Source organism: Agromyces sp. NPDC127015 (assembly GCF_042725165.1).
Lineage (GTDB): Bacteria > Actinomycetota > Actinomycetes > Actinomycetales > Microbacteriaceae > Agromyces > Agromyces chromiiresistens.
This window is the reverse complement of sequence record NZ_JBHXDI010000001.1, coordinates 162,233-187,780: the sequence shown is the minus strand read 5'-3', so window position 1 is coordinate 187,780 and position 25,548 is coordinate 162,233. Positions and strand designations below refer to the sequence as shown.

Annotated in this window: 25 protein-coding genes; 13 read left to right on the top strand and 12 right to left on the bottom strand. The window is 72.2% G+C overall.

The features are described 5' to 3' along the window. Positions 1 to 334: 334 nt before the first annotated feature. The 4 genes from ACFWGP_RS00805 to ACFWGP_RS00790 form a co-directional block, all read right to left on the bottom strand. Positions 335 to 1,486 carry a winged helix DNA-binding domain-containing protein gene (locus ACFWGP_RS00805; protein WP_376929918.1) on the bottom strand — a complete coding sequence of 384 codons (1,152 nt, stop codon included), beginning with the start codon at positions 1,484 to 1,486 and terminating at the stop codon, positions 335 to 337. After that, positions 1,487 to 2,332, bottom strand: a complete 846-nt coding sequence (locus ACFWGP_RS00800) for an ABC transporter permease subunit (protein WP_231429074.1) — start codon at positions 2,330 to 2,332, stop codon at positions 1,487 to 1,489. Next, on the bottom strand, positions 2,329 to 3,228 hold the full coding sequence (locus ACFWGP_RS00795; protein WP_231429073.1) for an ATP-binding cassette domain-containing protein: 900 nt from the start codon (positions 3,226 to 3,228) through the stop codon (positions 2,329 to 2,331). The genes ACFWGP_RS00800 and ACFWGP_RS00795 overlap by 4 nt, the downstream gene beginning before the upstream one ends. A 183-nt stretch (positions 3,229 to 3,411) precedes the next feature. Continuing rightward, entirely contained in the window at positions 3,412 to 4,182 is a 771-nt protein-coding gene (locus tag ACFWGP_RS00790) for an isocitrate lyase/phosphoenolpyruvate mutase family protein (RefSeq protein WP_376929917.1), read from the bottom strand. Between the two features lie 64 nt (positions 4,183 to 4,246). On the opposite strand from ACFWGP_RS00790, the gene ACFWGP_RS00785 reads away from it, so the two are divergent. After that, the gene (locus tag ACFWGP_RS00785) at positions 4,247 to 5,695 is read left to right on the top strand and encodes an LssY C-terminal domain-containing protein (protein ID WP_231429071.1); all 1,449 of its coding nucleotides are present in this window, start codon (positions 4,247 to 4,249) and stop codon (positions 5,693 to 5,695) included. Positions 5,696 to 5,746: 51 nt separating this feature from the next. On the opposite strand, the gene ACFWGP_RS00780 is transcribed toward ACFWGP_RS00785, so the two are convergent. After that, positions 5,747 to 6,997: an FAD-dependent monooxygenase gene (locus tag ACFWGP_RS00780; protein WP_275506015.1), complete on the bottom strand. Its 1,251-nt coding sequence runs from the start codon at positions 6,995 to 6,997 to the stop codon at positions 5,747 to 5,749. Positions 6,998 to 7,103: 106 nt separating this feature from the next. On the opposite strand from ACFWGP_RS00780, the gene ACFWGP_RS00775 reads away from it, so the two are divergent. Next, a complete protein-coding gene (locus ACFWGP_RS00775; protein ID WP_231429069.1) occupies positions 7,104 to 7,694 on the top strand; it encodes a TetR family transcriptional regulator in 591 nt (196 codons plus the stop codon). Positions 7,695 to 7,775: 81 nt separating this feature from the next. Here the strand turns inward: ACFWGP_RS00775 and ACFWGP_RS00770 are convergent, their stop codons facing one another. After that, a complete protein-coding gene (locus tag ACFWGP_RS00770) occupies positions 7,776 to 8,675 on the bottom strand; it encodes a rhodanese-related sulfurtransferase (RefSeq protein WP_231429068.1) in 900 nt (299 codons plus the stop codon). A gap of 68 nt (positions 8,676 to 8,743) precedes the next feature. Here ACFWGP_RS00770 and ACFWGP_RS00765 point away from each other — a divergent pair, with 68 nt between their 5' ends. Then, positions 8,744 to 9,301: a YbhB/YbcL family Raf kinase inhibitor-like protein gene (locus ACFWGP_RS00765; protein WP_231429067.1), complete on the top strand. Its 558-nt coding sequence runs from the start codon at positions 8,744 to 8,746 to the stop codon at positions 9,299 to 9,301. Between the two features lie 6 nt (positions 9,302 to 9,307). On the opposite strand, the gene ACFWGP_RS00760 is transcribed toward ACFWGP_RS00765, so the two are convergent. Continuing rightward, on the bottom strand, positions 9,308 to 9,946 hold the full coding sequence (locus ACFWGP_RS00760) for a LysE family translocator (RefSeq protein ID WP_376929916.1): 639 nt from the start codon (positions 9,944 to 9,946) through the stop codon (positions 9,308 to 9,310). 189 nt (positions 9,947 to 10,135) lie between these two features. On the opposite strand from ACFWGP_RS00760, the gene ACFWGP_RS00755 reads away from it, so the two are divergent. Then, complete coding sequence (locus ACFWGP_RS00755; RefSeq protein ID WP_376929915.1) at positions 10,136 to 11,197, top strand: enoyl-CoA hydratase/isomerase family protein; 1,062 nt, start codon at positions 10,136 to 10,138, stop codon at positions 11,195 to 11,197. Positions 11,198 to 11,210: 13 nt separating this feature from the next. Here ACFWGP_RS00755 and sufU read toward each other — a convergent pair whose 3' ends face one another. After that, entirely contained in the window at positions 11,211 to 11,702 is a 492-nt protein-coding gene (gene sufU / locus ACFWGP_RS00750) for a Fe-S cluster assembly sulfur transfer protein SufU (protein WP_231429064.1), read from the bottom strand. Further along, a complete protein-coding gene (locus ACFWGP_RS00745) occupies positions 11,699 to 13,012 on the bottom strand; it encodes an aminotransferase class V-fold PLP-dependent enzyme (protein ID WP_231429063.1) in 1,314 nt (437 codons plus the stop codon). The genes sufU and ACFWGP_RS00745 overlap by 4 nt, the downstream gene beginning before the upstream one ends. A 126-nt stretch (positions 13,013 to 13,138) precedes the next feature. Between ACFWGP_RS00745 and ACFWGP_RS00740 the strand changes: the two genes are divergently transcribed. Genes ACFWGP_RS00740 through ACFWGP_RS00720 form a run of 5 tightly spaced genes read left to right on the top strand, consistent with a single transcriptional unit; the run spans position 13,139 to position 18,096 of the window. Then, the gene (locus ACFWGP_RS00740; RefSeq protein WP_231429062.1) at positions 13,139 to 13,810 is read left to right on the top strand and encodes a GntR family transcriptional regulator; all 672 of its coding nucleotides are present in this window, start codon (positions 13,139 to 13,141) and stop codon (positions 13,808 to 13,810) included. A gap of 35 nt (positions 13,811 to 13,845) precedes the next feature. Beyond that, positions 13,846 to 15,381, top strand: coding sequence for an MmgE/PrpD family protein (locus ACFWGP_RS00735; RefSeq protein ID WP_231432203.1), 1,536 nt, complete (start codon positions 13,846 to 13,848; stop codon positions 15,379 to 15,381). After that, positions 15,381 to 16,280: a methylisocitrate lyase gene (prpB, locus tag ACFWGP_RS00730; protein ID WP_376929914.1), complete on the top strand. Its 900-nt coding sequence runs from the start codon at positions 15,381 to 15,383 to the stop codon at positions 16,278 to 16,280. Before ACFWGP_RS00735 ends, prpB begins: the two co-directional genes overlap by 1 nt. A 32-nt stretch (positions 16,281 to 16,312) precedes the next feature. Beyond that, positions 16,313 to 17,446 carry a bifunctional 2-methylcitrate synthase/citrate synthase gene (locus tag ACFWGP_RS00725; RefSeq protein WP_231429060.1) on the top strand — a complete coding sequence of 378 codons (1,134 nt, stop codon included), beginning with the start codon at positions 16,313 to 16,315 and terminating at the stop codon, positions 17,444 to 17,446. 2 nt (positions 17,447 to 17,448) lie between these two features. Then, the gene (locus tag ACFWGP_RS00720) at positions 17,449 to 18,096 is read left to right on the top strand and encodes a dihydrofolate reductase family protein (protein ID WP_275506020.1); all 648 of its coding nucleotides are present in this window, start codon (positions 17,449 to 17,451) and stop codon (positions 18,094 to 18,096) included. Positions 18,097 to 18,155: 59 nt separating this feature from the next. On the opposite strand, the gene ACFWGP_RS00715 is transcribed toward ACFWGP_RS00720, so the two are convergent. Further along, complete coding sequence (locus tag ACFWGP_RS00715; RefSeq protein ID WP_376929913.1) at positions 18,156 to 19,295, bottom strand: M24 family metallopeptidase; 1,140 nt, start codon at positions 19,293 to 19,295, stop codon at positions 18,156 to 18,158. 120 nt (positions 19,296 to 19,415) lie between these two features. Between ACFWGP_RS00715 and ACFWGP_RS00710 the strand changes: the two genes are divergently transcribed. Beyond that, positions 19,416 to 20,147, top strand: a complete 732-nt coding sequence (locus ACFWGP_RS00710) for a hypothetical protein (RefSeq protein ID WP_376929912.1) — start codon at positions 19,416 to 19,418, stop codon at positions 20,145 to 20,147. Beyond that, complete coding sequence (locus tag ACFWGP_RS00705; RefSeq protein WP_376929911.1) at positions 20,144 to 20,716, top strand: hypothetical protein; 573 nt, start codon at positions 20,144 to 20,146, stop codon at positions 20,714 to 20,716. Before ACFWGP_RS00710 ends, ACFWGP_RS00705 begins: the two co-directional genes overlap by 4 nt. A 416-nt stretch (positions 20,717 to 21,132) precedes the next feature. Here the strand turns inward: ACFWGP_RS00705 and ACFWGP_RS00700 are convergent, their stop codons facing one another. Beyond that, entirely contained in the window at positions 21,133 to 22,539 is a 1,407-nt protein-coding gene (locus tag ACFWGP_RS00700) for a hypothetical protein (RefSeq protein ID WP_376930420.1), read from the bottom strand. A 152-nt stretch (positions 22,540 to 22,691) separates the two neighbouring features. On the opposite strand from ACFWGP_RS00700, the gene ACFWGP_RS00695 reads away from it, so the two are divergent. Next, positions 22,692 to 23,252, top strand: a complete 561-nt coding sequence (locus tag ACFWGP_RS00695; protein ID WP_231429054.1) for a thioesterase family protein — start codon at positions 22,692 to 22,694, stop codon at positions 23,250 to 23,252. A 48-nt stretch (positions 23,253 to 23,300) separates the two neighbouring features. Here ACFWGP_RS00695 and ACFWGP_RS00690 read toward each other — a convergent pair whose 3' ends face one another. Beyond that, positions 23,301 to 23,891, bottom strand: a complete 591-nt coding sequence (locus ACFWGP_RS00690) for a TetR/AcrR family transcriptional regulator (RefSeq protein ID WP_231429053.1) — start codon at positions 23,889 to 23,891, stop codon at positions 23,301 to 23,303. An 84-nt stretch (positions 23,892 to 23,975) separates the two neighbouring features. Between ACFWGP_RS00690 and ACFWGP_RS00685 the strand changes: the two genes are divergently transcribed. After that, a complete protein-coding gene (locus ACFWGP_RS00685; RefSeq protein ID WP_376929910.1) occupies positions 23,976 to 25,487 on the top strand; it encodes a DHA2 family efflux MFS transporter permease subunit in 1,512 nt (503 codons plus the stop codon). Positions 25,488 to 25,548: the final 61 nt, after the last annotated feature.

Genomic DNA, 25,548 nt, shown 5'->3' with positions numbered 1-25,548 from the left:
TCGCCTACGCTCTCATCGCAGGCCCGCGCTCGCCATGAGGTTGTATTTAGGATTGACCCCGTTGTCGAGATCGGTCGTGCCCTTGTGGCGCTTCCACCACCTGATGCGGTGCGGCTGGGTGTGCGACGGTGGCCCTGTGCACCCGGGCCACGCGCACCCGCCGCAACGGTGCCCGTCATTCGCGCCCAACGAGCGCCGGGCGATGTCGGCGAGGGCGTCGAGTTCATCTGCACGATCGTGCGCTCCTCGGCGAACACGTCATCGACCGGGTCGGGGCCCTGCCCGCGGGCCGCATGCCGTGCTCGTCTTCCCGGATGCGACCGTCTCGATACGCTCACTCCCCGTCCATCGGCTCGAAGGCGACGTCGGTCGACATTCCGAGGAACGCGCCGACCTCGGCCAGGCCCGCGTCGAGCGAGCGCCGCTCGCCGCGCGAGAACACCCGCCACGGCAGCACGCGCAGCGTCGCCCGCCCGCCCTGCACGACCGGCGCCCATCGGCCGACCATGACGCCGCCGGCGAGCATCGCGTGCAGCGGGAACTCGGGGATGATCGGCGCCTCGACGCCGGGCGGCTGCAGGTACGCGCGGGGCATCGCGTAGCCCATGATGTACTCGTCGTAGCCCTGGAGCAGGTCGACCCGCTCCCCGTCGTCGTCGTGCGCGGCCCGCGCCGCGGGCCGTGCCGACCAGGCGGCCGCGACCTCGGCGTCGTGCCAGAGCTCCTCCTCGTCGTCGTCGAACCGCTCGATCCGGCCCCGGCTGCGTTCGGATGCCGCGGCGAGTGCCGTCCGCACGTCGCCGAGCGTCGAACCCGACCAGGCGGCGAGGTCGCGTACCGTCGCGGGGCCCCGGGTCGAGAGCGCGCGGTCCACGAGTTCGGCGAGGGCCTCCTCCCGTGGGCGGGGCGCCGCGGCGGGCACCCGCTCGTCGAACGCCGCGTACGTGCGCTGCCGCCCGGCGCTCGCACCGGAGATCGCGACGAGCTCGAGCTCGGCGATGAGCAGCACGAAGAGCAGCCCCGCCGTCGGCAGGCCGGCCCGTTCGAGCTCCTGGGCGATCTCGCCGCGCGTGCGGTGGCCGCCCGCGACCGAGCGCGCCACCACGTCGACTGCCCGTGTGCCGGCCTCGCCGTCCCATCCGGCCTTGCGGATCGTGCCGGCCATCTGCCGGCGCACCCGGGGCGCCGACAGCTCGAGCAGCCATCGTGCATCGTCGGGCGCCACGAAGTGCCAGGTCGGGCGCAGCACGTGGGTACGCAGGATCTCGCCGCGATCGATCGCGGCGGCGACCGCGGCCGCGTCGGGTCGACCGTCGGGCGCGATGCGCTGCGCGAGACCCCATTGCGCGGGCAGGTACTCCTGCGCCTGCACCGCGAGCGCACGCCGCACGACCTCGGGGGCCGTCGTGGGCGCCGGCCTCGAGGCATCCGGCCCGCGCAGGCCCTGCGCGAACAGGCGCCGCGAGCGCAGCTCGGCGGCGAGCACCTACGTCACGTCCCTCCGCCAGGTCGTCGCGCCGCCGATCACGGTCGCGACGACGGCGATGCCGAGCAGCACGAGCCCGCCCTGCCACCACTCGAGCGACTGGGCGGTGCCGCCCGGCGTCGCCATCGTGTAGAACGACGCCCCGACGAGGGCGTCGCTCGCCGCGCCCGGCAGGAACTTGCCGATCGCGGCCGTGACCTCGCTCAGCGAGGCCACGATGCGCAGGATCGGCTCGATGAACTGCGCGAACACGATGACGATCACGATGGCCGCCACCTGGTTGACGACGAGCACGCCCAGGCCGACGCCGATGCCGCCCCAGAGTGCGAGGGCGAGCACGCCGCGGCCGATGAGGGCCCAGGTGTCCGACGAGTCGAGGCCGGTGTCGAGGCCGAAGCCCGCGAGCGCCGCGGCTCCGGCGCCGACCGAGGCGGCGAACGCGACCACGCCGAGGCCGGCGCCGATGACGATCTGCGTCGCGAACTTCGACCACAGCACGACCTGACGGTGCGGCGCTGCGAGGAACGTCGGCGTGAGCGTCTTGTGCCGGTACTCGCTCGTGACCGCGAGCGCGCCGAGGAGCACCGGGAACACGTACCCGATCGACGAGGCGAAGCTGTAGATGAGCGGTGCCAGTTCGGTGCCGGGCGGAACGACCGCGCCGCCGCCCGGTCCGCCGCTCGCCTCGGCGGCCGCCTCGGGGTTCGCGGTCGCCCAGCCGAGGAAGGCGCCGAGTCCGCCGGCCGTGACCCCGACGTAGGCGAAGAGGATGATCGCGAGCAGCCACCACATCCGCGTGGTGAACACCTTGCGGAACTCGGCGCCGATCGCGTTCCAGCCGTTCACGACTCGTCACCCCCGCCCACGAGCGACAGGAACGACTCCTCGAGCCCGGATTTCAGCCGGTGCAGCGCGCTGAGCTCGACGCCGCCGACGAAGGCCGCGTGCCCGACGCGCGCCGGATCGGGCTCGGCGACGATGAGCCCGCCGCGCCCTTCGGTGTACTCGAGCCCGGCCGCGTCGAGCGCCGCCACGAGCGCCGCCCGGTCGGGCGAGTCGACGATGGTGCGGGGCGCCGCGTCGAGCTCGAGGCTCGCGAGGGTGCCGCGCTTCACGAGCCGGCCCTTCGAGATGATCACGACGTCGTCGACCGACTGCTGCACCTCGCTCAGCAGGTGCGACGAGACGAGTACGGTGCGTCCCTCGCGGGCGAGCGCCTGCAGGAAGCCCCTGATCCACTTGATGCCCTCGGGGTCGAGCCCGTTGATCGGCTCGTCGAGCACGAAGACGCCGGGGTCGCCGAGCAGCGTGTACGCGAGCGCGAGGCGCTGCCGCATGCCGAGCGAGTACCCGCCGACGCGGCGGTCGGCGTACTCGGCGATGCCCACCTGGGCGAGCACCGCCGGCACGCGCGAGCGGTCGATGCCCGCCGCCGTCGCGTACACGAGGAGGTGGTTGCGGGCCGACCGGCCGGGGTGGAAGCTCGCGTCGAGCGATGCGCCGACGGTCTCGAGCGGGCGCGGCAACGCCGCGTAGGGCGTGCCGCCGAACGTCGCGGTGCCGGCGTCGGGTCGCTCGAGCCCGAGCAGCACGCGCAGGGTCGTGGTCTTGCCCGCGCCGTTGGGCCCGAGGAAGCCGGTCACCTTGCCGGGCTGCACCGTGAACCCGAGGTCCTCGACCGCGGTGACCGCGCCGAAGCGCTTCGTCAGACCCGTGATCTCGATGGGGATGCCGTCGGCCATGCGCGCTCCTCACGTCAGGGGCGTCGCAGGTCGCCCCCTCGACGAGCTCGGGGACCGGGCCGCGCCCCCGCTCGACCCATGCTCGCGGCCGAGGCCGCGGACATGCTCACCCTAGCGAGCGCGCGGGCCCTCGGGCATCCGTCTCGTGGGGGATTCGCAGATCAGCGCAAGGATCGCTCGGTCTCAGTTCAGCGCCCGGATGCCGTCGGGCAGCACCCCGCCCGAATAGAGGTCGGTCGCGAGGTCCTGCAGGGCTCCGAGTGCGACCCGCTGGGTCGTCGGGCCGTAGGAGAGGCGGGCGACGCCGAGCGCCTCGAGGCGGGCGGGGGCCGGCACCCCTGGCAGCCCGATGAGGGCCAGCTTCTGCTCGCCGAGGGCGGCGACGATCTCTTCGATCTCGGCCTCGCCGAACACGCCGGGAACGAACACGCTCGTCGCACCGGCGTCGAGGTAGGCGCTGCCGCGCTCGACGACGTCGGCGATCCACACCTCGCGCGGGCGTTCGCGGCCGCGCAGCCACGCGTCGGTCCGGGCGTTGAGGGCGAACGGGACGCCCTCGGCCTCGGCCGCGGCGACGGCCGCCTGCACCGTGGCGACCGACTCGGTGAGCGGCTTCAGCCGGTCTTCGATGTTCGCGCCGACGATGCCCTCGCCGATCGCACGACGGACCGTCTCGCCGGGGGCGCCGTAGCCGTCGTCGAGGTCGGCGCTCACCGGGACCTCGACGGCGCGGGCGATGCGACCGGCCATGTCGAGCATGAGCTCGACCGGGATCTCGCCGTCGGCGTAGCCGAACGACGCGGCGATCGAGTGGCCGGCGGTGGCGAGGGCGCGGGTCTCGGGCAGGGCGGCGACGGCGCGGGCGCTCACGACGTCCCACACGTTCACCACCTGCAGGAGCTCGGGGGCGGCGTGCAGTCGGCGGAGTTCGGCGGCGGTCTCGGCGAGGGTCATGACCTCACCCTACGGGCCTCGTCCGACAGGGGCGCCGTGCGTTCGCCGCGAGTAGCATTCGGACATGGGGGAGCGTCCGGCCGAGGCATCCGGGCCGCCGCGCGCCCGCAGGGTGTCGCTCAGTGCCGTGCTCGACGGCTTCTTCTTCGTCTACGCGGGGCTCGCCTCGATCTGGCTGGCCTGGCTCGTGCTCGAGCAGAGCTTCGACTGGGGCTGGTTCGGGCCGCTGTTCTTCGTCGTGTTCTGGCTCGTGCTCGCGTACCTCGTGCTGCCGCGCCTGCACCGCATCCTCACGACGATCTACGTGCCCGACTACTTCATCGGCCGGGCCCGCACGAGCGACGGGCTGCTGGGCGACCCCGTGAACCTCGCGCTCCGGGGCGACGAGCGATCGCTGCACGAGGCGATGGCCGCCGCCGGCTGGACCCGTGCCGACGACGTCGACGCCCGCTCGAGCTGGCGCATCATCGCCTCGACGCTCACGCGCAGGAGCTACGACGAGGCGCCCGTGAGCCCCCTCTTCCTCTTCGGCCGGATGCAGGACTTCGCCTACCAGCAGGAGGTCGCGGGCAACCCGGCGAAGCGCCACCACGTGCGGTTCTGGCGCACCCCCGACGGCTGGCTGCTGCCGGGCGGGCGCCGGGTCGACTGGCTCGCCGCCGGCACGTTCGACCGCTCGGTCGGGTTCTCGCTCTTCACCCTGCAGATCACGCACAAGATCGACGCCGACACCGACGTCGAGCGCGACCACATCGTGCGCACGCTCGTCGACTCGGGCGTGCCCGTCGAGGTCGGGGTGATCAGCGACTTCTCGACCGGCTACCACTCGCGCAACGGCGGCGGCGACACGATCCGCACCGACGGCGACCTGCCGGTCGTCGTGCTGGGCGATGCCATCGGCGTGGAACCCGCGGCCGCCGATGCGGCGGCGCGCGCACGACGCGACGAGCTCGAGGCCGCACTCGCCGCCGGCGGCGGGCCCGGCGAGGTCGGCAAGCGCACCGCCTTCGAGCCGTTCGCCCGTCTCGCCGAGCGCGACACCGGCCGGATGCCTCGGCCGGCGGCCGCTCGACGGCCGATCACGATCTCGCTCGGTGCCGCGCTCATCGTGGTGCGCGTGCTGCTCGGCGTCGTCTGGCTCATCTCGCTCGCGATGCAGTGGCCGACGATCGTGGGCGAGGCGGCCGACATCCACATCGACGACGTCTCCGACGCCGACGCGGCGCAGATCGTGCTGTGGTTCATCGTGGGCGCCGGGGCGATCGTGCTGCTCGCGCAGCTCGTCTTCGCCTGGCTCGTCTTCCGGGGCAGCAACTGGGCCCGCGTCACCGTCATGGTCGTCGCCGTGCTGTCGACGCTGCTGTCGGCGATCGACTACTGGGTCGGCAGCGCCGAGATCACGATCCGCACGACGCTGCTGACCCTCGCCGTCGACATCCTCGTGCTGCTCGCACTGTCGAGCCGGGCGGCCCGCACATGGTCGCGCCGCCCGCGGTATCGCTCCGCCGGCTGAGCGCGACGACCGTCGACGGGCCGCGGGGGCGGGACGAACGTCCCGCCGCCTTCACCCGGCCGCGACCCGTTCGCCCGGCTCGATCGCGGGCAGTGCCAGGTCGGGCGTTCCGGCCGCGAACATGCGCCGCACGATCGGCAGGAACGGCTTCGACAGCATCACGCGCGTCATCAGCCTGGCCATCGCCGCGTCGAACCGGCTCGCCGGCACCATGCGCTTGATGCCGCCGCCCGGGATCCGCTTGCCCGCCTCGACGAACGGCGCGATGTCGCTCGCGTACCGGGCGAGCGCCGCCGGCAGCTCCCCGGGCGAGGCCACGACGTGCTCGGCGAGCAGGTAGGCGCCGATGAGCGCGGTCGCGGTGCCCATGCCCGTCATCGGCGAGCCGCACGACGCGGCATCGCCGAGGAGCGCGACCCGGCCGTTCACCGGCTCGTCGAGGTCGATGCGCACGAGCTCGTCGAAGTAGAAGTCGGATGCCTCGGCCATCGCCGCGACGATGGTGTCGGCGTGCCACCCGGCGCCGTCGAGCGCCCGGCGGACGAACGCCTCCTGCGCGGCGCGGTCGCCGCGCAGGGCGGGGTCGTGCGCGCCGCGCAGCGTCAGGATCGCCTTCGAGGTGGCCGGGTCGCGGTCGGGCCGGAGACCGAACGCGATGCCGGGCACGAAGCGCAACGCGAACCAGCCGGGCTCGAGGTCGGCCGGCGTCGGCAGGGTGAAGAACGCGGCGTATCCGCCGAGCGGGTGCGCGTAGCGCTCCTCGGGGCCGAAGGCGAGTCGCCGGGTCGCCGAGTGCACGCCGTCGGCGCCGACGACGAGGTCGAACGAGGCGGGCGCGGCGTGCTCGAAGCCGACGTCGACGCGGTCGTCGTGCTGTTCGAGCGCAGTGATGCGGTCGCCGTAGCGCACCTCGACGAGCCCCGGAGCGGTGGCCGCAGCCTCGTCGAGCGCCTCGAGCAGTGCATCGGCGAGGTCGCCGCGGGCGATCTCGATCTCGGCGACGGCGCCCTCGCCGTCGAAGTCCTCCATCGACATGCGGCCGAAGACCCGGCCCTGTTCGTCGACGTAGGACATGCCGGTCTCGTGCACCCGGCGGGCGTCGATGCCCGGCATTAGCCCCATGCGCTCGGCGACCTCGCGGCTCGCTCCGCGCAGGTCGACGGCCTGGCCGCCGGGGCGCGGCGCGTCGGCGCGCTCGACGACGGTGGCGCGGATGCCGTGGCGCACGAGTTGCAGTGCGAGCGCGAGGCCGGCGATGCCGGCGCCGGAGATCAGGACGTGCGGTGCTGCGGTGCTGCTCATGTTCGTGCCCCTCCAGGATTGAGACATTTGTCTGATACGTCTGTTCTACACCCGATTTAGACAAATGTCTAATACAAACGTCTGAATCGTTCGGTACGATGGGGGCATGGGCAATCGTGAGGACCTGTTGGAGGGCGCGCGCCGGGTGATCCTCGAGCGCGGCGTGGCGAAGGCGACCGCGCGCGACATCGCGGCGGCGGCCGGCGTGAGCCTGGCGGCGATCGGCTACCACTTCGGGTCGAAGGAGCAGCTCATCACCGAGGCGCTCACGGAGTCGCTCGGATCGGGTATCGGCGATCGCATGGAGGCCGTCATCCAGGAGACGACCGCGCTCCCGGCCCTCGAGGGGTTCGCGGCGCTCTTCAACCGCATGCCCGAGGTGTTCGCCGACAACCGCGAGGCCCTGCTCGCCAGCCTCGAGAACACGGTGCGTGTGCTGCGCGGTCCCGAAGGCGCGCACGACCTCGCCGCGGCGACGAACGAGGCCTGCCGCGGGATCGCCGAGCATCTTCGCATCTCCCGGCCCGAGCTCGACGACGCCCGGGTCGACGCGATCGCGAAGCTCGACTTCGCGCTGACGCAGAGCCTCGGCATCCTGTGGCTCGTCGACCCCGACCTGGTGCCGACGGGCGACGAGCTCGCGCTCGCCGTCGCGGCGATCGCGGGGGAGCCGCAGACCGCGCCGCCGGCCGAGTAGCGCGCGACGAAGTCGCACCCGTATCGACGCCCTGGTGGCCCGGTCTCGCGACCGGTCACGTGGTTTCGAGGTGCGTCGGCGCTACTCCACGAGCGATCGGTGCGCCGCGCACGGCGCGGCGCCGCACGGCTCGCACAGCACGAACTCGGCGTCGCACGAGGCATCCGTGCAATTGGCGGTCCTGCTGGTCGCCGCACCGCAGCGGGCGCACTCGCCGATGACGGCCGCATGGTCGGAGAAGTCGATCGACCCGCGCCCGTCGAAGACGTACAGCGATCCCTCCCAGAGCCCGTCGTCGCCGTAGCGCTCGCCGTAGCGCACGATGCCGCCGTCGAGCTGGTAGACCTCGCCGAAGCCGCGGCTCGTCATGAGGCTCGAGAGCACCTCGCATCGGATCCCGCCCGTGCAGTACGTGACGACCGGGCGGTCCTTGAGGTGGTCGTACGCTCCCGAGTCGAGCAGGCCGACGAAGTCGCGCGTCGTCTCGGTCGGCGGCACGATCGCTCCGCGGAACCTCCCGATCTCGGCCTCGAGCGCGTTGCGGCCGTCGAAGAAGACGACGTCGTCGCCGCGCTCGCCGACGAGGTCGTGCAGCGCGTCGGGGTCGAGCTTCGTGCCGCCGCCCACGACGCCCGTCTCGTCGACGCGGAGCTCGCCGGGCGCGCCGAACGACACGATCTCGTCGCGCACCTTGACGCTGAGCTTCGGGAAGTCGAGGCTGCGGCCCTCGTCGTCGAGGCCCGTGCCCTCGCTCCACTTGAAGTCGACATGCTTGAAGGGCGCGTACTCGCGGGTCTTGCGCACGTAGCGCTTGAGCGCCCGCAGCTCGCCGCCGAGGGTGCCGTTGAGCCCGTCGTGCGAGATGAGCAGGCGCCCGCGGAGTCCGAGCGATTCGGCGAGGTCGCGCTGCCACAGCCGGATCGCCTCGGGGTCGGCGAGCGGCGTGAAGGCGTAGTACAGCAGGATCTTGGCGACGGGCACCCGCAGATCTTACGGGCGTAGGCTGACGACGGCCTCGGATGCCGCGTCCGAGGCCGGAGAGGACGCCGATGTTCGACTACGATCCCTACGCGCAGTTGCAGGCCCTGAGGCCCCTCGACTCGTTCACGGTGACGAGCGCGGACCTCGAGCCGGGGCAGCCGCTCGCCGCGCCGCAGCGGAGCGCCGGTCGCGGCGGGTCCGACGTGTCGCCGCAGCTCGGCTGGACGGGATTCCCGGCGGAGACGAAGAGCTTCGCGGTGACGTGCTTCGACGCCGATGCGCCGAGCGGGGCGGGTTGGTGGCACTGGGCCGTGGCGAACATCCCGGTGACGACGACATCGCTCGAGGCCGGCGCCGGCGCGCCCGATGCGCTGTCGCGAGGCCTGCTGCCCGAGGGCGTGGTCGTGCTCGACAACGAGTACCGCGAGCCCCGGTACCGCGGCTCCGGGCCGCCCGCCGGTACCGGCGTGCACCGCTACTTCTTCGTCGTGCACGCGCTGGGGGTCGAGCGACTCGACGTCGACCCCGCGACGACGACGCCGACGGTGCTGAGTGCCCAGTGCTTCTTCAACGGCGTGGCCCGGGGCATCCTCGTCGGCACCGACGTGAACCCCGCCGACGCGTAGCCCGCGTCAGTGCTTCGAGCCGCTGAAGGCGAGCACGCCGCCGAGGCCGATCATCATCACGCCGCCGGTCGCCGCGAGGTGCTCGGCGCGCTTCGGCGACTTCGCGAACCAGTCGCGAGCCGACCCGGCCGCGAGCGCCCACACGGAGTCGCACGCGAGGGCGAGCACGACGAACACGAGGCCGAGCTCGGCGAGCTGCAGCGGAATCGAGCCGGCGTCGAAGTCGACGAACTGCGGCAGCACCGCGACGAAGAACGCGATGGTCTTCGGGTTCGAGACGCCGACGAAGAATCCCTCGGAGAGCAGCCGCAGGGGTGAGCGGCGCACGACGGTTCCGGTCACCGCGGCCGACGCGTCGGCCCGGTGCCGGATCGCCTGGATGCCGAGATACGCGAGGTAGAGCGCGCCCGCGATCTTGATCGCCGTGAAGACGACGACCGACTGCGCGACGATCACCCCGACGCCGAGCGCGACGGCGGCGATGAGCGGGAGCATGCCGATCGCGTTGCCGACGACGCTGAGCAGCCCGCCCACGCGGCCGAGTGCGAGCGACCGCCCGATGACGAACAGCACGCTCGGCCCCGGGATGACGATGAGCACGACCGACGCGACGATGAACGCCCAGAGGTTCGATGCGGGGACCATTCCGGAATCGTACGCCTGATCGCTCCCTCAACCCGCCCTCGCACCTCTCCGGGCGGTCGCTCGCCATGCGGACGGATCCGCGGTGCCCCTTCCGCCCGGCCCGGTGCCGGTGCTCTGCATGCGGCGCGGGTGGGGCCGGGCGGGCACTCGAACCCGTGGAGGACGACTCGGAGCGATACGGTGGCACACGTGAGCGCCCACATCTCCGCGACGGTCGCCGACGGCGTCGGCCACGTCACGCTCGACCGACCGCAGGCCATCAACGCCCTCTCCTACGAGATGGTGCGTGAACTCACCGCCGTGTTCGACGCCTGGCGCGACGACAGCGAGGTCGGCGTCGTCGTGCTCGACGGCGCGGGCGACCGCGGGTTCTGCGCGGGCGGCGACATCCGCGAGCTCTACGGCTACGCGACCAACGGCGGGCACGGCGAGGCGCGCGACTTCTTCCGCACCGAGTACCGGCTCGACGCCGCGATCGCGCGCTACCCGAAACCCGTCGTGTCGATCATGGACGGCATCACGATGGGCGGCGGCATCGGCCTCTCGGGCCACGCCTCGATCCGCGTCGTCACCGAGCGGTCGAAGCTCGCGATGCCCGAGACCCGCATCGGCTTCACTCCCGACGTGGGCGGCACCTGGTTGCTCGCGAAGGCGCCGGGCGAGCTCGGCGTGCACCTCGCCCTCAACTCGCGCACGATGACCGCGGCCGATGCCCTCTACGCCGGCTTCGCCGACGCCTACGTCCCTTCACGCGATCTGCCGCACCTGCTGCAGGCGCTCGCCGAGCGCGCCGACCCCGGCAGCCCCGCCGAGATCGTCATGCTCTTCGACGAGACGCCGGCCGAGGCATCCACGCTCGCCCTCGCCCGTGACTGGATCGACGACTGCTACGTCGCGCCCTCGGTGGGGGAGATCATCGCCCGACTGCGCGCGCACGGGCACCCCGATGCCGCGACCGCGGCCGACGAGCTCGAGACGCTCTCGCCGACGGCGATGGCCGTGACGCTCGAATCGGTGCGCCGGGCGCGCACCCTGCCGAACCTCGAGGCGGCGCTCGAGCAGGAGTTCCGCGCGGTCAACTGGTTCCTCGGCCAGCACGACCTGCACGAGGGCATCCGGGCGCAGGTGATCGACAAGGACCGCGACCCGAAGTGGAACCCGCCCGAGCTGCGCGACCTGCCGCGCGACCTCGGCGCGCGCGTGCTCGACGACCCGAGCGCCGGCCGCGTCTTCGACACTCCCGCCGGTTGAGGGGCACCGCTCCTCAGCGAGCGGGTCGGGTCGCCTGCGCGAGGCACGCCTCGAGCGCGACCCACGCGAGCATCGCGCACTTGACGCGCATCACGTACTTCGAGACGCCGTGGAACGCGATCGCGTCGCCGAGCACCTCTTCATCGGGTTCGCCCGCTCCCTGCGACCGCAGCATCGCGCGGAACGCCTCGATGAGCTCGCGCGCCTCGTCGACCGTGCGCCCGGCGACGAGTTCGGTGAGCGTCGACGCCGAGGCCATCGAGATCGAGCATCCGTCGCCCTGCCAGGCGAGCTCGGCGATGCGGGCGGTGCCGGGGCCGCCGCGGTCGTCGGTCGAGTCGGCGGCATCGGCGGACGAGAGCTTCACGCGCACGGTGATCTCGTCGCCGCAGGTCGGGTTGTACTCGTGGTGCTCGGCGTCGGGGTCCTCGAGCAGTCGGTCGCCGTTGCGCCGCTTCGACTGGTCGAGGATGATCTGCTGGTACAGCCCCTCGAGCCCGCTCACGCGATCACCGCCGCGGCCTGGTCGGCGACGCCGAAGAACCGTCGCACCTCACCGAGTGCGTCGACGAAGCGGTCCATCTCGTCGGCCGTCGTGTAGACGTGCGCGCTCGCACGCGTCGTGGCGGTGACGCCGAGCGCACGGTGCAGCGGCTGCGCGCAGTGGTGGCCGACCCGCACGACGACGCCGGCCTCGTCGAGGAACTGCCCCACGTCGTGCGCGTGCACCCCCTCGACGCCGACCGCGACGAGGCCCGCACGCGGGGCACCGGCCTGCGGGCCGACGACCCGCACGCCGGGCAGCGACGCGAGCCGGTCGACGACGCGCGCCGCGAGCGCCTGCTCGTGGGCGGCGACCGCCTCCATGCCGATCGCCTCGAGGTAGCGCACCGCCTCGGCGAGGGCGACGGCCTGCGACACGGGCTGGGTGCCCGCCTCGAAGCGGTGCGGTGCCGGCAGGAACTCGGCATGGTCGAGCGTCACCCGGGTGATCGTCGATCCGCCGGTGCGAGCGGGCGGCAGCGCGTCGAGCAGCTCGGCGCGTCCGTAGAGCACGCCGATGCCGTTCGGACCGAGCATCTTGTGTCCCGAGAACGCGGCGAAGTCGACGCCGAGCGCCGCGAAGTCGGTCGGGCGGTGCGGAACGGACTGGCACGCATCGAGCACGACGAGCGCCCGCGGCGCCCGCTCGCGCACGAGCGCGACGACGTCGGCGACGGGCGCGATGAAACCCGTGACGTTCGACACCTCGGCGAACGCCACGACCCGGGTGCGCTCCGAGAGCTCGGCCGCGAGCCCGTCGAGCGACCACAACCCGTGCTCGTCGACCCGCACGCCGCGCAGGCGCGCGCCCGTGCGGGCCGCGAGTCGTTGCCACGGGATGAGGTTCGCGTGGTGCTCGGCCTCGGTCACGACGATCTCGTCGCCGGCTTCGAGCACGAATCGGGATGCCTCGGGGCCGGCGAGTCCGGCCGAGGCGTCGGCCAGGCCGAGCGCGACGATGTTGAGCGCGTCGGTGGCGTTCTCGGTCCAGACGACCTCGCGGTCGCCGGCGCCGACGAAGCGCGCGACCGTCGCACGGGCGTCTTCGAAGAGCGTCGTCGAGCGGCCCACGGCCGCGCTCGCACCGCGGTGCACGGGCGCGAGGTGCCGTTCGAGGTAGTCGCGTTCGGCGTCGAGCACCTGCCGCGGGCGTTGTGCGGTCGCGGCGGAATCGAGGTACGCCGGGGCCGAGCGGTCGGCGAATGCGGGGAAGTCGCCGCGGAGGTCTGAGACCGCACGTGCGCCGATGCGGTCGAGGTCGGTGGTGCTCATCCCTTCAATCGTCCCACGCATGAGAGCCGTGTCGGCTGGGAACTCGATGTATACACAATTGCCAGATTTGCTCGGAATTTGCGCCGAAGCGGGCGTGAGCGTATACATGAGTGGGGGAGGGTAACCATGCGAGCGAGTGAACGCGCCTACCGGGCGCTCCGCGAGGAGATCCTCGACGGCGTGCTCGCGCCCGGAACCGCGCTCGCCGAGGTCGAGCAGGCGAACCGGCTCGGCGTCTCCCGCACCCCGGTGCGCGAGGCGCTCGCGCGACTCGAGGCCGACGGGCTCGCGACGGCCGCCTCGGCGCGCGTGCTGCAGGTCTCTGCGCTCGACGCCGCGAGCATCGTCTCGCTCTACGAGGTGCGCGAGGCGCTCGAAGGCCAGGCCTCGCGCCTCGCCGCGCGCCGTCGCGACCCGGCTCGCTTCGCCGAGCTGCGGCGTCGGCTCGCCGAGGCGCCCGAGCTGCTCGACGAGGGCGACGACGGGCTTCGCGCCTACTACGACGTCGTCGACGCCCTCGACGACGAGATCGAGGCGGCCGTCGCCAACCCCATGCTCGCCGCCGCCCTGCAGAGCGCCCGCCTGCACTCGGCCCGCGTGCGCCGGCTCGCGCGCCAGCACCCCGAGCGACTCCGCGCCGCGGCATCGGAGCACCTGCTCATCGTCGACGCGATCATCGCCGGCGACACCGATCTCGCGGCGCACGCCACCCACGTGCACCTGCACCTCAGCCTCCGGCACGCGCTCGCGTCGATCGAGGAGAGATCCGCGCTCGTCAGCCCGACGGGCACCGCGTAGCCTGACCGATGGAACACTTCAGAAAGGTCCACCCCATGCACAACCACCACGTCCGCACGCACCGCAGCGATGAGAACCTGCAGCGCGAGGGCCAGCTCGCCTGGGCGCTCGCCGGTGTCGCGACCGACCCGGTCGAGCTCGACGACGACGTCGTCGACATGGTGGTGAACCGCGTCATCGACAACGCCGCGGTCGCGGCGGCCGCGATCGCACGCCGCCCCGTCGTCTCGGCCCGCAGCCAGGCACTCGCCCACCCCGTCTCGATCGGCGGCGACGGCGCGACCGTGTTCGGCGCCGACGCGGCACGCCGCACGAGCCCCGAGTGGGCGGCGTGGGCCAACGGCGTCGCCGTGCGCGAGCTCGACTACCACGACACCTTCCTCGCGGCCGAGTACTCGCACCCGGGCGACAACATCCCGCCGATCACTGCGGTCGCCCAGCACCTCGCGCAGGGCCGCGGCCTCAGCGGGCGCGACCTCGTGCGGGGCATCGCGACCGGCTACGAGATCCAGGTCGACCTCGCCAAGGCGATCTCGCTCCACCAGCACAAGATCGACCACGTCGCGCACCTCGGCCCGTCGGCCGCCGCCGGCATCGGCACCCTGCTGGGCCTCGACCGCGAGACGATCTTCCAGGCGATCGGGCAGGCCCTGCACACGACCACCGCGACGCGCCAGTCGCGCAAGGGCGAGATCTCGACGTGGAAGGCTCACGCGCCCGCGTTCGCCGGCAAGATGGCGATCGAGGCCGTCGACCGCGCGATGCGCGGCCAGACGAGCCCCGTGCCGATCTACGAGGGCGAGGACGGCGTGATCGCGTGGCTGCTCGACGGGCCCGACGGCTCGTACGAGGTGCCGCTGCCCGACGAGGGCGAGTCGAAGCGCGCCATCCTCGACTCGTACACGAAGGAGCACTCGGCCGAGTACCAGGCGCAGGCGTGGATCGACCTCGCCCGCAAGCTCCACGAGGAGTACCCGCTGATCCTCGACGCCGAGCACATCGAGTCGATCACGCTGCACACCTCGCACCACACGCACTACGTCATCGGCTCGGGCGCGAACGACCCGCAGAAATACGACCCGGATGCCTCGCGCGAGACGCTCGACCACTCGATCCCGTACATCTTCACGGTGGCGCTGCAAGACGGGGCCTGGGACCACGAGGTCTCGTACTCGCCCGAGCGTGCGCACCGCCCCGAGACGATCGCGCTCTGGAAGAAGGTGTCGACCGTCGAGGACCCCGAGTGGACGCGCCGCTACCACTCGCTCGACATCGCCGAGAAGGCGTTCGGCGGCCGCGTCGTCATCAAGCTCGCCGACGGCGGCGAGATCGTCGACGAGATCGCCGTGGCCGACGCGCACCCGCTCGGCGCCCGGCCGTTCGCCCGCGAGCAGTACGTGAACAAGTTCCGCACGCTCGCCGAGTGGGCGCTCACGCCCGACGAGATCGAGCGGTTCCTCGACGTCGCGCAGCGCCTGCCCGAGCTCGGCCCCGACGAGCTCGGCGGCCTCACCTTCACGGTCGCGCCGGGCGCCCTCACGGGCGTCGAGATCCCCGAGGGGCTGTTCTGATGCTGTACTCATCCATTCCGGCCCACGAGAAGCGGCGGCTCTTCCGCGAGCGGCTCGCGACCGGCGAGATCATGCGGTTCCCCGGCGCGTTCAACCCGCTGTCGGCGAAGCTCATCGGCGAACGCGGCTTCGAGGGCGTCTACATCTCGGGCGCCGTGCTGTCGGCCGACCTCGGCCTGCCCGACATCGGGCTGACGACGCTCACCGAGGTCGCCGGCCGGGGCAGGCAGATCGCCCGCATGACCGAGCTGCCGGCCATCATCGACGCCGACACCGGCTTCGGCGAGCCGATGAACGTCGCCCGCACCGTGCAGGAGATGGAGGACGCGGGTCTCGCCGGCCTCCATATCGAGGACCAGGTCAACCCGAAGCGCTGCGGCCACCTCGACGGCAAGCAGGTCGTCGACGACGAGACCGCGCTGCGCCGCATCCGTGCCGCGGTCGACGCGCGCCGCGACGAGAACTTCCTCATCATGGCGCGCACCGACATCGCCGCGGTCGACGGGCTGCAGGCCGCGATCGACCGGGCGAAGGCGCTCGTCGACGCCGGTGCCGACGCGATCTTCCCCGAGGCGATGCGCTCGCTCGAGGAGTTCGCTGCGATCCGCGCCGCGGTCGACGTGCCGCTGCTCGCGAACATGACCGAGTTCGGCAAGAGCGAGCTCTTCACGGTGCAGCAGCTGGCCGATGTCGGCATGAACATCGTCATCTGGCCGGTGTCGCTGCTGCGACTCGCGATGGGCAGCGCGATGCGCGGGCTCGACGAGCTCGAGGCATCCGGTTCGCTCAGCGCCAAGCTCGGCGACATGCAGCACCGGGCCGAGCTCTACGAGCTCGTCGACTACGAGGCGTACAACCACTTCGACACCTCGATCTTCAACTTCACCGTCGCACGCTGACGACCGCAGAACGCCAACGCAAGGGAGCATCCATGGCCGAGCAGGAGATCTACAAGGGGCTGGCCGGGGTGCCGGTCGACTACACCGCCATCTCGAAGGTCAACCCCGAGACGAACTCGCTGCTCTACCGCGGGTACCCCGTGCAGGAGCTCGCCGCGTCGTGCACGTTCGAGGAGGTCGCGTACCTGCTCTGGTACGGCGAGCTGCCGAACGACGACGAGCTCGCCGCGTTCGAGGACCGCGAGCGGTCGCTGCGCGGCCTCGACCACGAGGTGAAGCGGATCATCGACGAGCTGCCGCTGTCGGCGCACCCGATGGACGTCGTGCGCACGGCGGTGAGCGTCATCGGCGCGAGCGACCCCGCGACGCCGGACGACTCGCCCGAGGCCAACCTCGACAAGGCGATCCGGCTCTTCGCGAAGCTGCCGTCGATCGTCGCCTACGACCAGCTGCGGCGGCGCGGACTCGAGTTCGTCGAGCCGCGCGACGACCTCGGGTACTCGGCGAACTTCCTCTGGCAGACGTTCGGCGAGGTGCCCGAGCTGCCGGTCGCGAACGCCTTCGACGTGTCGATGATCCTGTACGCCGAGCACTCCTTCAACGCGTCGACGTTCACGGCGCGGGTCATCACCTCGACGCTGGCCGACCTGTACTCCGCCGTCACGGGTGCGATCGGTGCGCTCAAGGGGCCGTTGCACGGCGGCGCCAACGAAGCGGTCATGCACGCGTTCGATGAGATCGGCCCGGGCGAGGGCGGCGCGGAGCGCGCGGTGGCGTGGCTCGACGACGCGCTCGCCTCCAAGCGCAAGATCATGGGCTTCGGGCACCGCGTCTACAAGAACGGCGATTCGCGCGTGCCGACGATGCGCGACGCGATGGAGCGCATGGTCGAGTTCTACGACCGCCCCGACCTGCTCGAGCTCTACGTCGCCCTCGAGCAGGCGATGGGCGAGCGCAAGAACATCAAGCCGAACCTCGACTACCCGGCGGGCCCGACGTACCACATGATGGGCTTCGACACCCTGACCTTCACGCCGCTGTTCGTCGCCTCGCGGGTCACCGGGTGGACGGCGCACATCATGGAGCAGGCCGCGTCGAACGCGCTCATCCGCCCGCTCTCGGTGTACAACGGGGTCGACGAGCGGCACGTCCCGGCCAAGGGCTGACCATGTCGCACGTCTTCCTCGAGATGACGATGACGCTCGACGGCTTCACGGCCGCACACGGCGTGAGCCTCGAGCATCCGCTCGGCATCGACGGCGAACGCGTGCACGAGTGGATCCGCAACTCGGTGTTCGACGGGACGGTGCCGCGCGACAGCGACGCCGTCGTCGACACGGGGCCGCAGCGCATCGATCGCGAGGCGGCCGAGCGCATGTTCGAGTCGACGGGGGCGTTCGTCATCGGTCGGCGCACGTTCGACGTGGGCGAGGGCCCGTGGAGCGACGACCCGGTGTTCGAGGGCCGGCCGTGCTTCGTCGTCACGAGTCGCGATCGCGAGCCGATCGTGCGCGGCGGCTCGCGATTCGAGTTCGTCACGGGCGGGGTGGCCGAGGCGGTCGAGCGTGCGAGTGCCGCCGCGAGCGCCGCGTCGGTGTGCGTGATGGGCGGCGCAGAGGTGGCCCGCCAGGCGCTCGCCGCCGGCCTCGTCGACGAGGCGCGCCTGCACCTCGTGCCCGTGCTCCTCGGCGGCGGCTCGCGACTGTTCCCCGACTCGGCGGCGCACCGCGTCGAGCTCGAGACTCTCAGCGTCGCGCAGGGCGCGAAAGCGACGCATCTGCGCTACCGGGTGCTGCGTCCGGAGGCGGTCGAGTAGCGAGCGCCAGCGAGCGTATCGAGACCACTCGCCTGTGGTCTCGATACGGCGCTCCGCACCTACTCGACCGACGGCTGGACCGTGATGAGGTCGACGGCCGAGGTGTTCATGAGCACCGCGCCCTCGTCGCCGACCACGACGATGTCCTCGATGCGCACCCCGAACCGCCCGGGCAGGTAGACCCCGGGCTCGATCGAGAACGCCATGCCGGGCTCGAGCGGCCGCGTGTTGCCGGCGACGATGTAGGGGTGCTCGTGCACCTCGAGCCCGATGCCGTGGCCCGTGCGCGTGATGAAGAACTCGCCGTACCCGGCCTGCTCGATCACCTCGCGCGCGGCTCGGTCGATCGACTCGGCGGTCGCGCCCGGCCGCACGGCGGCGACGGCGGCGCGCTGCGCGGTGCGCACGAGTTCGTGGACCAGCGCGAACTCGGGGTCGGGCACGCCGCCCGCCACGAGGTAGGTGCGCGTGCTGTCGGAGTTGTAGCCCGCCGGGTTCGGCCCGCCGATGTCGACGACCACCGGGTCGCCGGCCTCGATGACCCGGTCGGATGCCTCGTGGTGCGGCGATGCGCCGTTCGGGCCCGACGCGACGATCACGAAGTCGGCCGTGCGGTGTCCCTCTTCGACGAGCGCGGCGGCGATGTCGGCGGCGACCTCGTTCTCGGTGCGGCCGGCGCGGAGCCATTCGCCGATGCGCCGGTGCACACGGTCGATCGCCGCGCCGACCGAGGCCAGCTCCTCGATCTCGTGCGGCTCCTTGCGCATCCGCAGTTCGCCGATGAGCTCGCCGGCGGGCCGCAGGCGCAGCTCGGGTCGGGCCGACTGCAGCCGGAACGCATGCAGGAACGGGAGGTGATCGTCGACGGCCGCGGCGCCGAGATCGTCGCCGAGTTCGCCGAGCAGCGCGGCGTAGGGGTCCTCGCCGTCGAGCCACGTCACGAAACGGATTCCGGCCGCCTCGGCCGGGCTCCCGTCCCAGCCGCCGCGCTCGAGGGCGGGCAGGATCATGACCGCATCGTCGGGTGCGTCCGAGGGCACGGCCAGCAGCGTGAGCCGCTCGTGCGAGGCGACCGAGCGGCCGACGAGGTAGGCGAGGTCGGGCCCGGGCGCGACCAGCACGACATCGACGTCGGCGTCGCGCGCGGTGCCGGCGAGGCGGCGGAGGCGTTCGGTGGTCGTGGCGGCGGCGGTCGACATGCCATGGAGTCTACGGCGGGGCCCCGAGGCGCCGAATGGGGCGCCCGGTGGCGGCGCGCGGCGGCGGGCCACCGAGCATGTCGGATGCCTCGACCGCTCGCCGCACCCTATGCTGCTGACGTGGAACCGGAACCCGAGACGCGGGCGCAGCAGCCCGTGCCCAAGCGGCGGTTCCACTGGCTGCGCACCGCGAGCGACCGGGTGCCGACGAAGTGGTTCGCGACCGCGGGCACCGTGCTCTTCCTCGCGGCGACCGCCGCCTTCGGCGGCCTGGCCACCGCGGAGGAGCCCGGCCCCGCCGCCCTCGCCGTCGGCGAGGAGCATCGCAACGACCAGCTCGCCGTCGCGGTGCAGCGCGCGGTGCTCATCGACAAGCTGCCCGAGGCCGGCATCACGGTCGAGCCGGGACAGCGGGTGCTCGCGCTCGTCGTCGACGCCGAGAACCTGTGGACCGAGCCGCTCATGACTGCGCGGGGTTACAGCGTGCGAGACGCGGTCGTCCTCGAGCGGGGCTCCGACGTGGTCGAGGCCGACGAGGTCGCCCGGCTCGACGACGGCACCTTCGGACCGTGGCTGCAGCCCGGGGTGCCGGCGACCCTCGTGCTCGCGTGGGCGGTCGACGGGCGGTCGTACCGCGACGACCAGGAGCTGCGCTTCGTGGTGCGCGACGAGACCCTCTACACCGCGTCGTTCGTGGCGAGCGGGCGGAGCTGGGAGGACCCGGTTCCGGCGGCGTACGTCACCGTCGCGATCGAGGATGTCGGGGCGGGGAAGGATCCCGATGCGGATGCCGCGGACGACACGCCCGTCGATCCCGCCGTCGGTCAGAGCGACGAAGGGGCCGCCGGATGACCCGCCGCTGGGTGCCCCCGGTCGCGGGCGCCGCCTTGGTCGCGGCGGCCTGGGGCGTCACGGCCGTGACCCCGGCCGAGGACTCCGCCGAGCAGCCGTTCGTCGTCGCCGCGCCGGTGGGGATGCGCGCCGAGGGCCGGAACCTCGCGCTCACCGTCACCGGCGTGCGCGCCGCCGACGCCGTGGTGAACGGGGGCTGGCGGGCCGAGGGGGAGTGGGTGGTCGTCGATGTCGAGTCCGAGGCGACCCGGATGGAGACGGGAACCCTGTTGCAGTTCGTGACCCTCCGCCTCGGCGGCCGCACCTACCGGGCGAGCGAGCGCCCGCCCGATTCGATGTTCGGCCATCCGCTCTCGGTCGGCCTGCCGTCGGCCGGCTCGGTCGCATTCGAGCTGCCCGAGGGCGCGCTCGACGCCGGCGCAGCGGGCGTACCGGACGAGCTCGTGCTGCGCTTCGGCCTGAACCTCGACGACCGACTCGACTCCGTGCTCGAGACCCGCGTGCCGCTCGACGATCTCGAGCACGTCGGGGAGGCCGAGATCGCGCCCGTCGACTGGGCGGGCTCATGAGCGAGGTGCGGCAGGAGGGGTCCGTGAGGCCAGGGCGACGCCGACGCCCGGGCGGCTGGTGGCGGCGCAACGCCGCAGCCCTCGTCGCGCTGGCGCTGCTCGTGCCCGCGACCTTCGGTATCATCAGCTCGAACGAGGCGAGCACGAACGCGACTCGCGCGCAGATCGTGCCGATCGAGGTCGAGTGGGGGCAGACGTACGACTACGCGGGCACGACATGGGGGCCCGCGACCGTCGAAGAACTGCCCGTCACCGACGAGTACGACATCCCGCAGGACGCTCGCCTCATCGAGGTCACCATCCCGGTGGTGCCGGGCGATGAGGAACCGGGATGCTTCCCGCCGACGCTGCTCGAGACGGGCGGCGAGCAGCGGCAGTGGGATCAGTCGGGGATCCTCCTCGGCTGGAACACCACCTCATGCGCGCTCATGGGGACCGAGCCGTTCGACATCGTCGCTCCGTTCGTCCTCCCGCCCGATGCCGAGGGCCCGTTCGTCGTCGACCTCGAGCTCGTCGCCGACGCGCCGGCGATCCTCCGGCTGCCCGTCGGCGACTGAGGCCGCCGCGGCATCGGCGTCGGAACCGGGCGCCGTCGGGGCGCCGGGCGCCGAGGCATCCGTCGCGGCGAGCCGTCCGATGACCGCGTCGTACGCACTCGAGACGAGGGCGATGCGCACGGGCTCCGTCACGAGCGGCACGACGAGCAGGATGGCCGTGTCGGCCACGAACCAGAACGTCTTGAGGTCGTGCGGTCCGATCGCCCGGGTGATGCCGTAGCCCAGCAGCCGCTCGCCGGCGACGAGGAGGGTGGCGAGCAGGATGTAGCCGCCGATCAGCACCGGCCCCGCGCGCCACATGAGCACGAAGGCGCGGCCGATGGGTCGGAACCGCGAGACGAGCTCGCCTCCGATGTCGGCGAGCCGGCGGCGGACGCCCGACGGGAGTGCGCCCCAGCCGTGGCGCGCCCGATCGAGGATGCCGACGGACAGCTGCGGCGCCTCGGCGGCGACCGCCTGCCCGTAGATCACCCCTGCGATCGTGAGCCAGGCGACCGGCAGCAGGATGACGCCGCCGAGTTCGCCGAGGAGCCACTCGACGCCCTCCCAGACCCAGGCGATCGGCACCAGCTGCTCGGCGGTCCACGCGCGGAGGTCGGCGAGCCACACCATCCCCTGCCGCGAGGCGACCCACTCGCCGATCCAGCCGGTCGCCTGCGAGAGCAGCATCACGGTGAGGAACACCCAGATCGCCTCGAGGTAGACGGCGACGAGGCTGAGCAGGCGGGGGAGCCGGTCGCGGTAGCGATTCCAGGCCCAACGACCGGCGAAGGCGACGACGATGAGCAGGATCGTGACGGGTTCGAAGCCGAGCTGGTCGATGGTGCCCGCACCGCGAGCGACCGCCTCGCCGCCCAGCAGCTCGGACGCCCCGTTGACCTCCGTCTGCACCTCGAGTGCACGTGCCGAGTAGGCGGCCATGTCGTCGCGCAGGTAGCCCCAGGCGGCGTAGAACGCGAAGAACGGCAGCACGCCGGCGAGCAGTGCGTCGACGAATGCCCGGCGCCGCTCCGACGCCGACGGCGGCAGCGGGGCGATCGCACCGAGACGGGCCATGCCGTCTCGCACGGTGAGGAACATGGCCACGAAGCCCACGAGCCGCGCGAGGATCGCGAGCGGCATGAGCAGCAGGCCGCCGACCGCGCTGTACGCCCCGACGAACCCGGCGAGCTCGATGACGAGATAGCGGACGAGCACTCCGGCGAGGAACCACGCGAGCAGTGCCGGCCAGTGCGCGGCGAGCAGCCGTCCCGTCGTCTTCAGCATGGCGAGCACGACACCACGGTAGCGGCTCCGCCAGGCAGGGGCACGCGCATCGTGATCGGTCCCCACAACTTCGGCGCGAGGCATCCGCCCGTGATTGTCTGGATCGACGGATTATCCATATCCACTGCGATCTCGTCATACAGTCGTGGATCATGCACATGTTCTTCCGCACGATGCTGCATTTCGTCCTCGCGCGCTTCCGCTCACGGCTCGGCCACGGCGACGTCGCCCGCACGAACTTCGTCACGCTGCCGACCGACCTCGACATCCTCAACCACATGAACAACGGGGTCTACTTCTCGATCATGGATGTCGCGCGGTTCGAGATGCTCGTGCGCAACGGCGTCTGGCAGCTCATGCGTGATCGCGGCTGGTACCCGGTGGTCGCGAGCGAGACGATCACGTTCCGCAAGTCGCTCAATCCGTGGAAGCGGTTCACGGTCGAGTCGCGCATCATCGGCCACGACGACAAGGCCGTCTACATGGAGCAGCGATTCGTGCGCCCCGATGCATCGGGCAAGCCCGAGATCTATGCCACGGGATACATCAGGGCCCGGTTCCTGCGGAAGGCGGGCGGCACGGTGCCGATGGGCGAGCTCGTCGAGGCGTTCGGCGTCGAGGGCTTCGAAGGCATCCCCGAGTGGATGGAGCGCTGGGGCAAGGACGTCGCGCTCCCCGTGACCCGCGCCGCGGCGCCGTCGATCTGGGAGTGACGCCCCCGGCGGTCGGGTCGGCGCGGAGCGCCGTGTCGAGACCCCCGTTCAGGCCTCCTTCGCGAGCCCCTCGAGCACGAGGCCGAGCTTGTCGCCGAACGTGCACGCGAACAGCTCGTCGACCGGGCCGTCGTCGATCTGCTCGGTCAGGTTCGAGGCGATGAGCGTGTTGATGAGCATGCCCTGGGCCATGAAGCGCATCGCCTCGTCGGCGTCCATCACGTCGCGCATGCGCGAGTAGATGCGCATGAACCCGGCGCGCGCGACCGGACCGATACGGGGGTCGTGGCCGAGGAGGAACCCCTGCATCAGCGCGAGCAGGATGCCGCGGTCGGTCTCGACGAGCTCGACGTACGCCTCGCCGATGCGCGGGCCGACCGGCTTCTCCGAGGTCTCGTCGGCGACCGCCGCGTCGAAGGCCGCGAGGATGCGGGCGCAGGTGCGCTCGAGCACGTCGATGAACAGCTGCTCCTTCGTGCCGAAGAGGCGCACGACGTAGGGCTGGCTGATGCCGGCGGCCTTCGCGACGCGGTCGGTCGTGGCGCCGGCGTAGCCGAGCTCGCCGAACACGCCGGTGGCGGCTTCGAGGATCTGTTCGCGCCGCTCCGTCGCGGGGATGCGATCCGTGGTGGAACTCATGCTTGACATGTTATCAGTCGATTACTACAGTCGCTTCCATACTGGTTATCAGTCGATTACCACACCATCTCGAAGGAGCTTCCGATGTCCACCAGCGCACGCCGCATCCCCGTGTGGCTCGCGATCGTCGCGGCATCCCTGCCGATGTTCATGGCGACGCTCGACAACCTCGTCATCACCAATGCGCTCCCAGCGATGGCCGTCGACCTCGGTGCCTCGATCGAAGAGCTGCAGTGGTTCGTCAACGCCTTCACGCTCGCGTTCGCGACCTTCATCCTCGCCGCGGCCGCGCTCGGCGACCGCATCGGCCGCCGCACCGTCTTCGTCGTCGCGATCGCGATCTTCACCGGGGCGAGCGTGCTCGTCGCGCTCAGCACCGAGCCGTGGATGGTCATCGCGAGCCGCGCCGTGCAGGGCTTCGGCGCCGCGGGCATCATGCCGCTCTCGCTCACCCTGCTCGCCGGCAGCGTGCCGAAGCGACTGCGCCCGATGGCGATCGGCATCTGGGGCGGCGTCGCCGGCCTCGGCGTCGCGCTGGGCCCGCTCATCGGCGGCGCCGTCATCGAGGGCTGGAACTGGCAGGCCATCTTCTGGCTCAACGTGCCCGTCGGTCTCGTCGCGATCCCGCTCGCACTCGCCGTGCTGCCGAACACGCTCGGGGCGCGGGCCCGCATCGACCTCGTCGGGGTCGCGCTCGCCGGTCTCGGCGTGCTCGGGCTCGTCTTCGGGATCGTCCGCGGCAACGACGCGGGCTGGGAGAGCCCCGAGGTGATCGGCTCGCTCGTCGCCGGCGCGCTGCTGCTCGCCGGGTTCATCGCCTGGGAGGCGCGGGCGAAGGCGCCACTGCTGCCGCTGCGCCTCTTCCGCGACCGCAGCTTCACGGCGGCCAACCTCGTCGGCTTCTGGTTCAGCTTCGGCATGTTCGGCTCGGTCTTCGTGCTCATCCAGTTCCTGCAGGTCGTGCAGGGCGCGTCGCCCCTCGAAGCCGGCGTGCAGACGATGCCGTGGACGCTCGCGCCCATGTTCATCGCCCCGATCGCCGGCGCGATCGCCCCGCGCGTCGGCACGCGCACCCTCATCGTCACCGGTCTCGCCCTGCAGGCCGCGGCGCTCACCTGGATCGCGCTCGAGATGGACCCCGACGTCGCCTACGCGTCGCTCGTCGGGCCGTTCCTCATGGCCGGCATCGGCATGTCGCTCGTCTTCGCCCCGATGTCGACCGCCGTGCTCGCGCACATGCCCGAAGACGACCACGCCAAGGCGTCGGGCACGAACTCGACGCTCCGCGAGGTCGGCGTCGCGCTCGGCGTCGCGGTGCTGACGGCCGTCTTCACGGGAACGGGCGGTGAGCTTACGCCCACCGGCTTCACGGATGCCGCGGTGCCGGCCGTGCTCGTCGGCGCCGCCGGCCTCGTGGTCGCGCTCGTCGCGGCGCTCTTCCTGCCCGCGGGCCGCGGCACCGGCGAGCAGGGTCCGGCGGCCGAGGACGACGCGGCCGGGGCATCCGCGGTCGGAGCCGAGCCGGCCGGCCCGGCCGGGCGCGCCGAGCCTGCCGAGCCTGCCGAGCCTGCCGAGCCCGAGCCTGCTGCCGTGTAGCGCGGCCGCGACCGGGCGGCGAAGGCGCGGCGCAGAGGGTGGCGCGGCAGGTGGGCGGTGA

Bases quoted from the DNA above. Each gene is read 5' to 3' on its own strand.
- ACFWGP_RS00685 (WP_376929910.1), top strand. From the start codon at position 23,976: ATGTCCACCAGCGCACGCCGCATCCCCGTGTGGCTCGCGATCGTCGCG.
- ACFWGP_RS00705 (WP_376929911.1), top strand. From the start codon at position 20,144: ATGACCCGCCGCTGGGTGCCCCCGGTCGCGGGCGCCGCCTTGGTCGCG.
- ACFWGP_RS00725 (WP_231429060.1), top strand. From the start codon at position 16,313: ATGGCCGAGCAGGAGATCTACAAGGGGCTGGCCGGGGTGCCGGTCGAC.
- ACFWGP_RS00745 (WP_231429063.1), bottom strand. From the start codon at position 13,012: ATGAGCACCACCGACCTCGACCGCATCGGCGCACGTGCGGTCTCAGAC.
- ACFWGP_RS00780 (WP_275506015.1), bottom strand. From the start codon at position 6,997: ATGAGCAGCACCGCAGCACCGCACGTCCTGATCTCCGGCGCCGGCATC.
- ACFWGP_RS00760 (WP_376929916.1), bottom strand. From the start codon at position 9,946: ATGGTCCCCGCATCGAACCTCTGGGCGTTCATCGTCGCGTCGGTCGTG.
- ACFWGP_RS00790 (WP_376929917.1), bottom strand. From the start codon at position 4,182: ATGACCCTCGCCGAGACCGCCGCCGAACTCCGCCGACTGCACGCCGCC.
- ACFWGP_RS00715 (WP_376929913.1), bottom strand. From the start codon at position 19,295: ATGTCGACCGCCGCCGCCACGACCACCGAACGCCTCCGCCGCCTCGCC.
- ACFWGP_RS00785 (WP_231429071.1), top strand. From the start codon at position 4,247: ATGGGGGAGCGTCCGGCCGAGGCATCCGGGCCGCCGCGCGCCCGCAGG.
- ACFWGP_RS00720 (WP_275506020.1), top strand. From the start codon at position 17,449: ATGTCGCACGTCTTCCTCGAGATGACGATGACGCTCGACGGCTTCACG.
- ACFWGP_RS00690 (WP_231429053.1), bottom strand. From the start codon at position 23,891: ATGAGTTCCACCACGGATCGCATCCCCGCGACGGAGCGGCGCGAACAG.
- ACFWGP_RS00735 (WP_231432203.1), top strand. From the start codon at position 13,846: ATGCACAACCACCACGTCCGCACGCACCGCAGCGATGAGAACCTGCAG.
- ACFWGP_RS00700 (WP_376930420.1), bottom strand. From the start codon at position 22,539: ATGCTGAAGACGACGGGACGGCTGCTCGCCGCGCACTGGCCGGCACTG.
- ACFWGP_RS00695 (WP_231429054.1), top strand. From the start codon at position 22,692: ATGCACATGTTCTTCCGCACGATGCTGCATTTCGTCCTCGCGCGCTTC.
- ACFWGP_RS00775 (WP_231429069.1), top strand. From the start codon at position 7,104: ATGGGCAATCGTGAGGACCTGTTGGAGGGCGCGCGCCGGGTGATCCTC.
- ACFWGP_RS00740 (WP_231429062.1), top strand. From the start codon at position 13,139: ATGCGAGCGAGTGAACGCGCCTACCGGGCGCTCCGCGAGGAGATCCTC.
- ACFWGP_RS00765 (WP_231429067.1), top strand. From the start codon at position 8,744: ATGTTCGACTACGATCCCTACGCGCAGTTGCAGGCCCTGAGGCCCCTC.
- prpB (WP_376929914.1), top strand. From the start codon at position 15,381: ATGCTGTACTCATCCATTCCGGCCCACGAGAAGCGGCGGCTCTTCCGC.
- ACFWGP_RS00795 (WP_231429073.1), bottom strand. From the start codon at position 3,228: ATGGCCGACGGCATCCCCATCGAGATCACGGGTCTGACGAAGCGCTTC.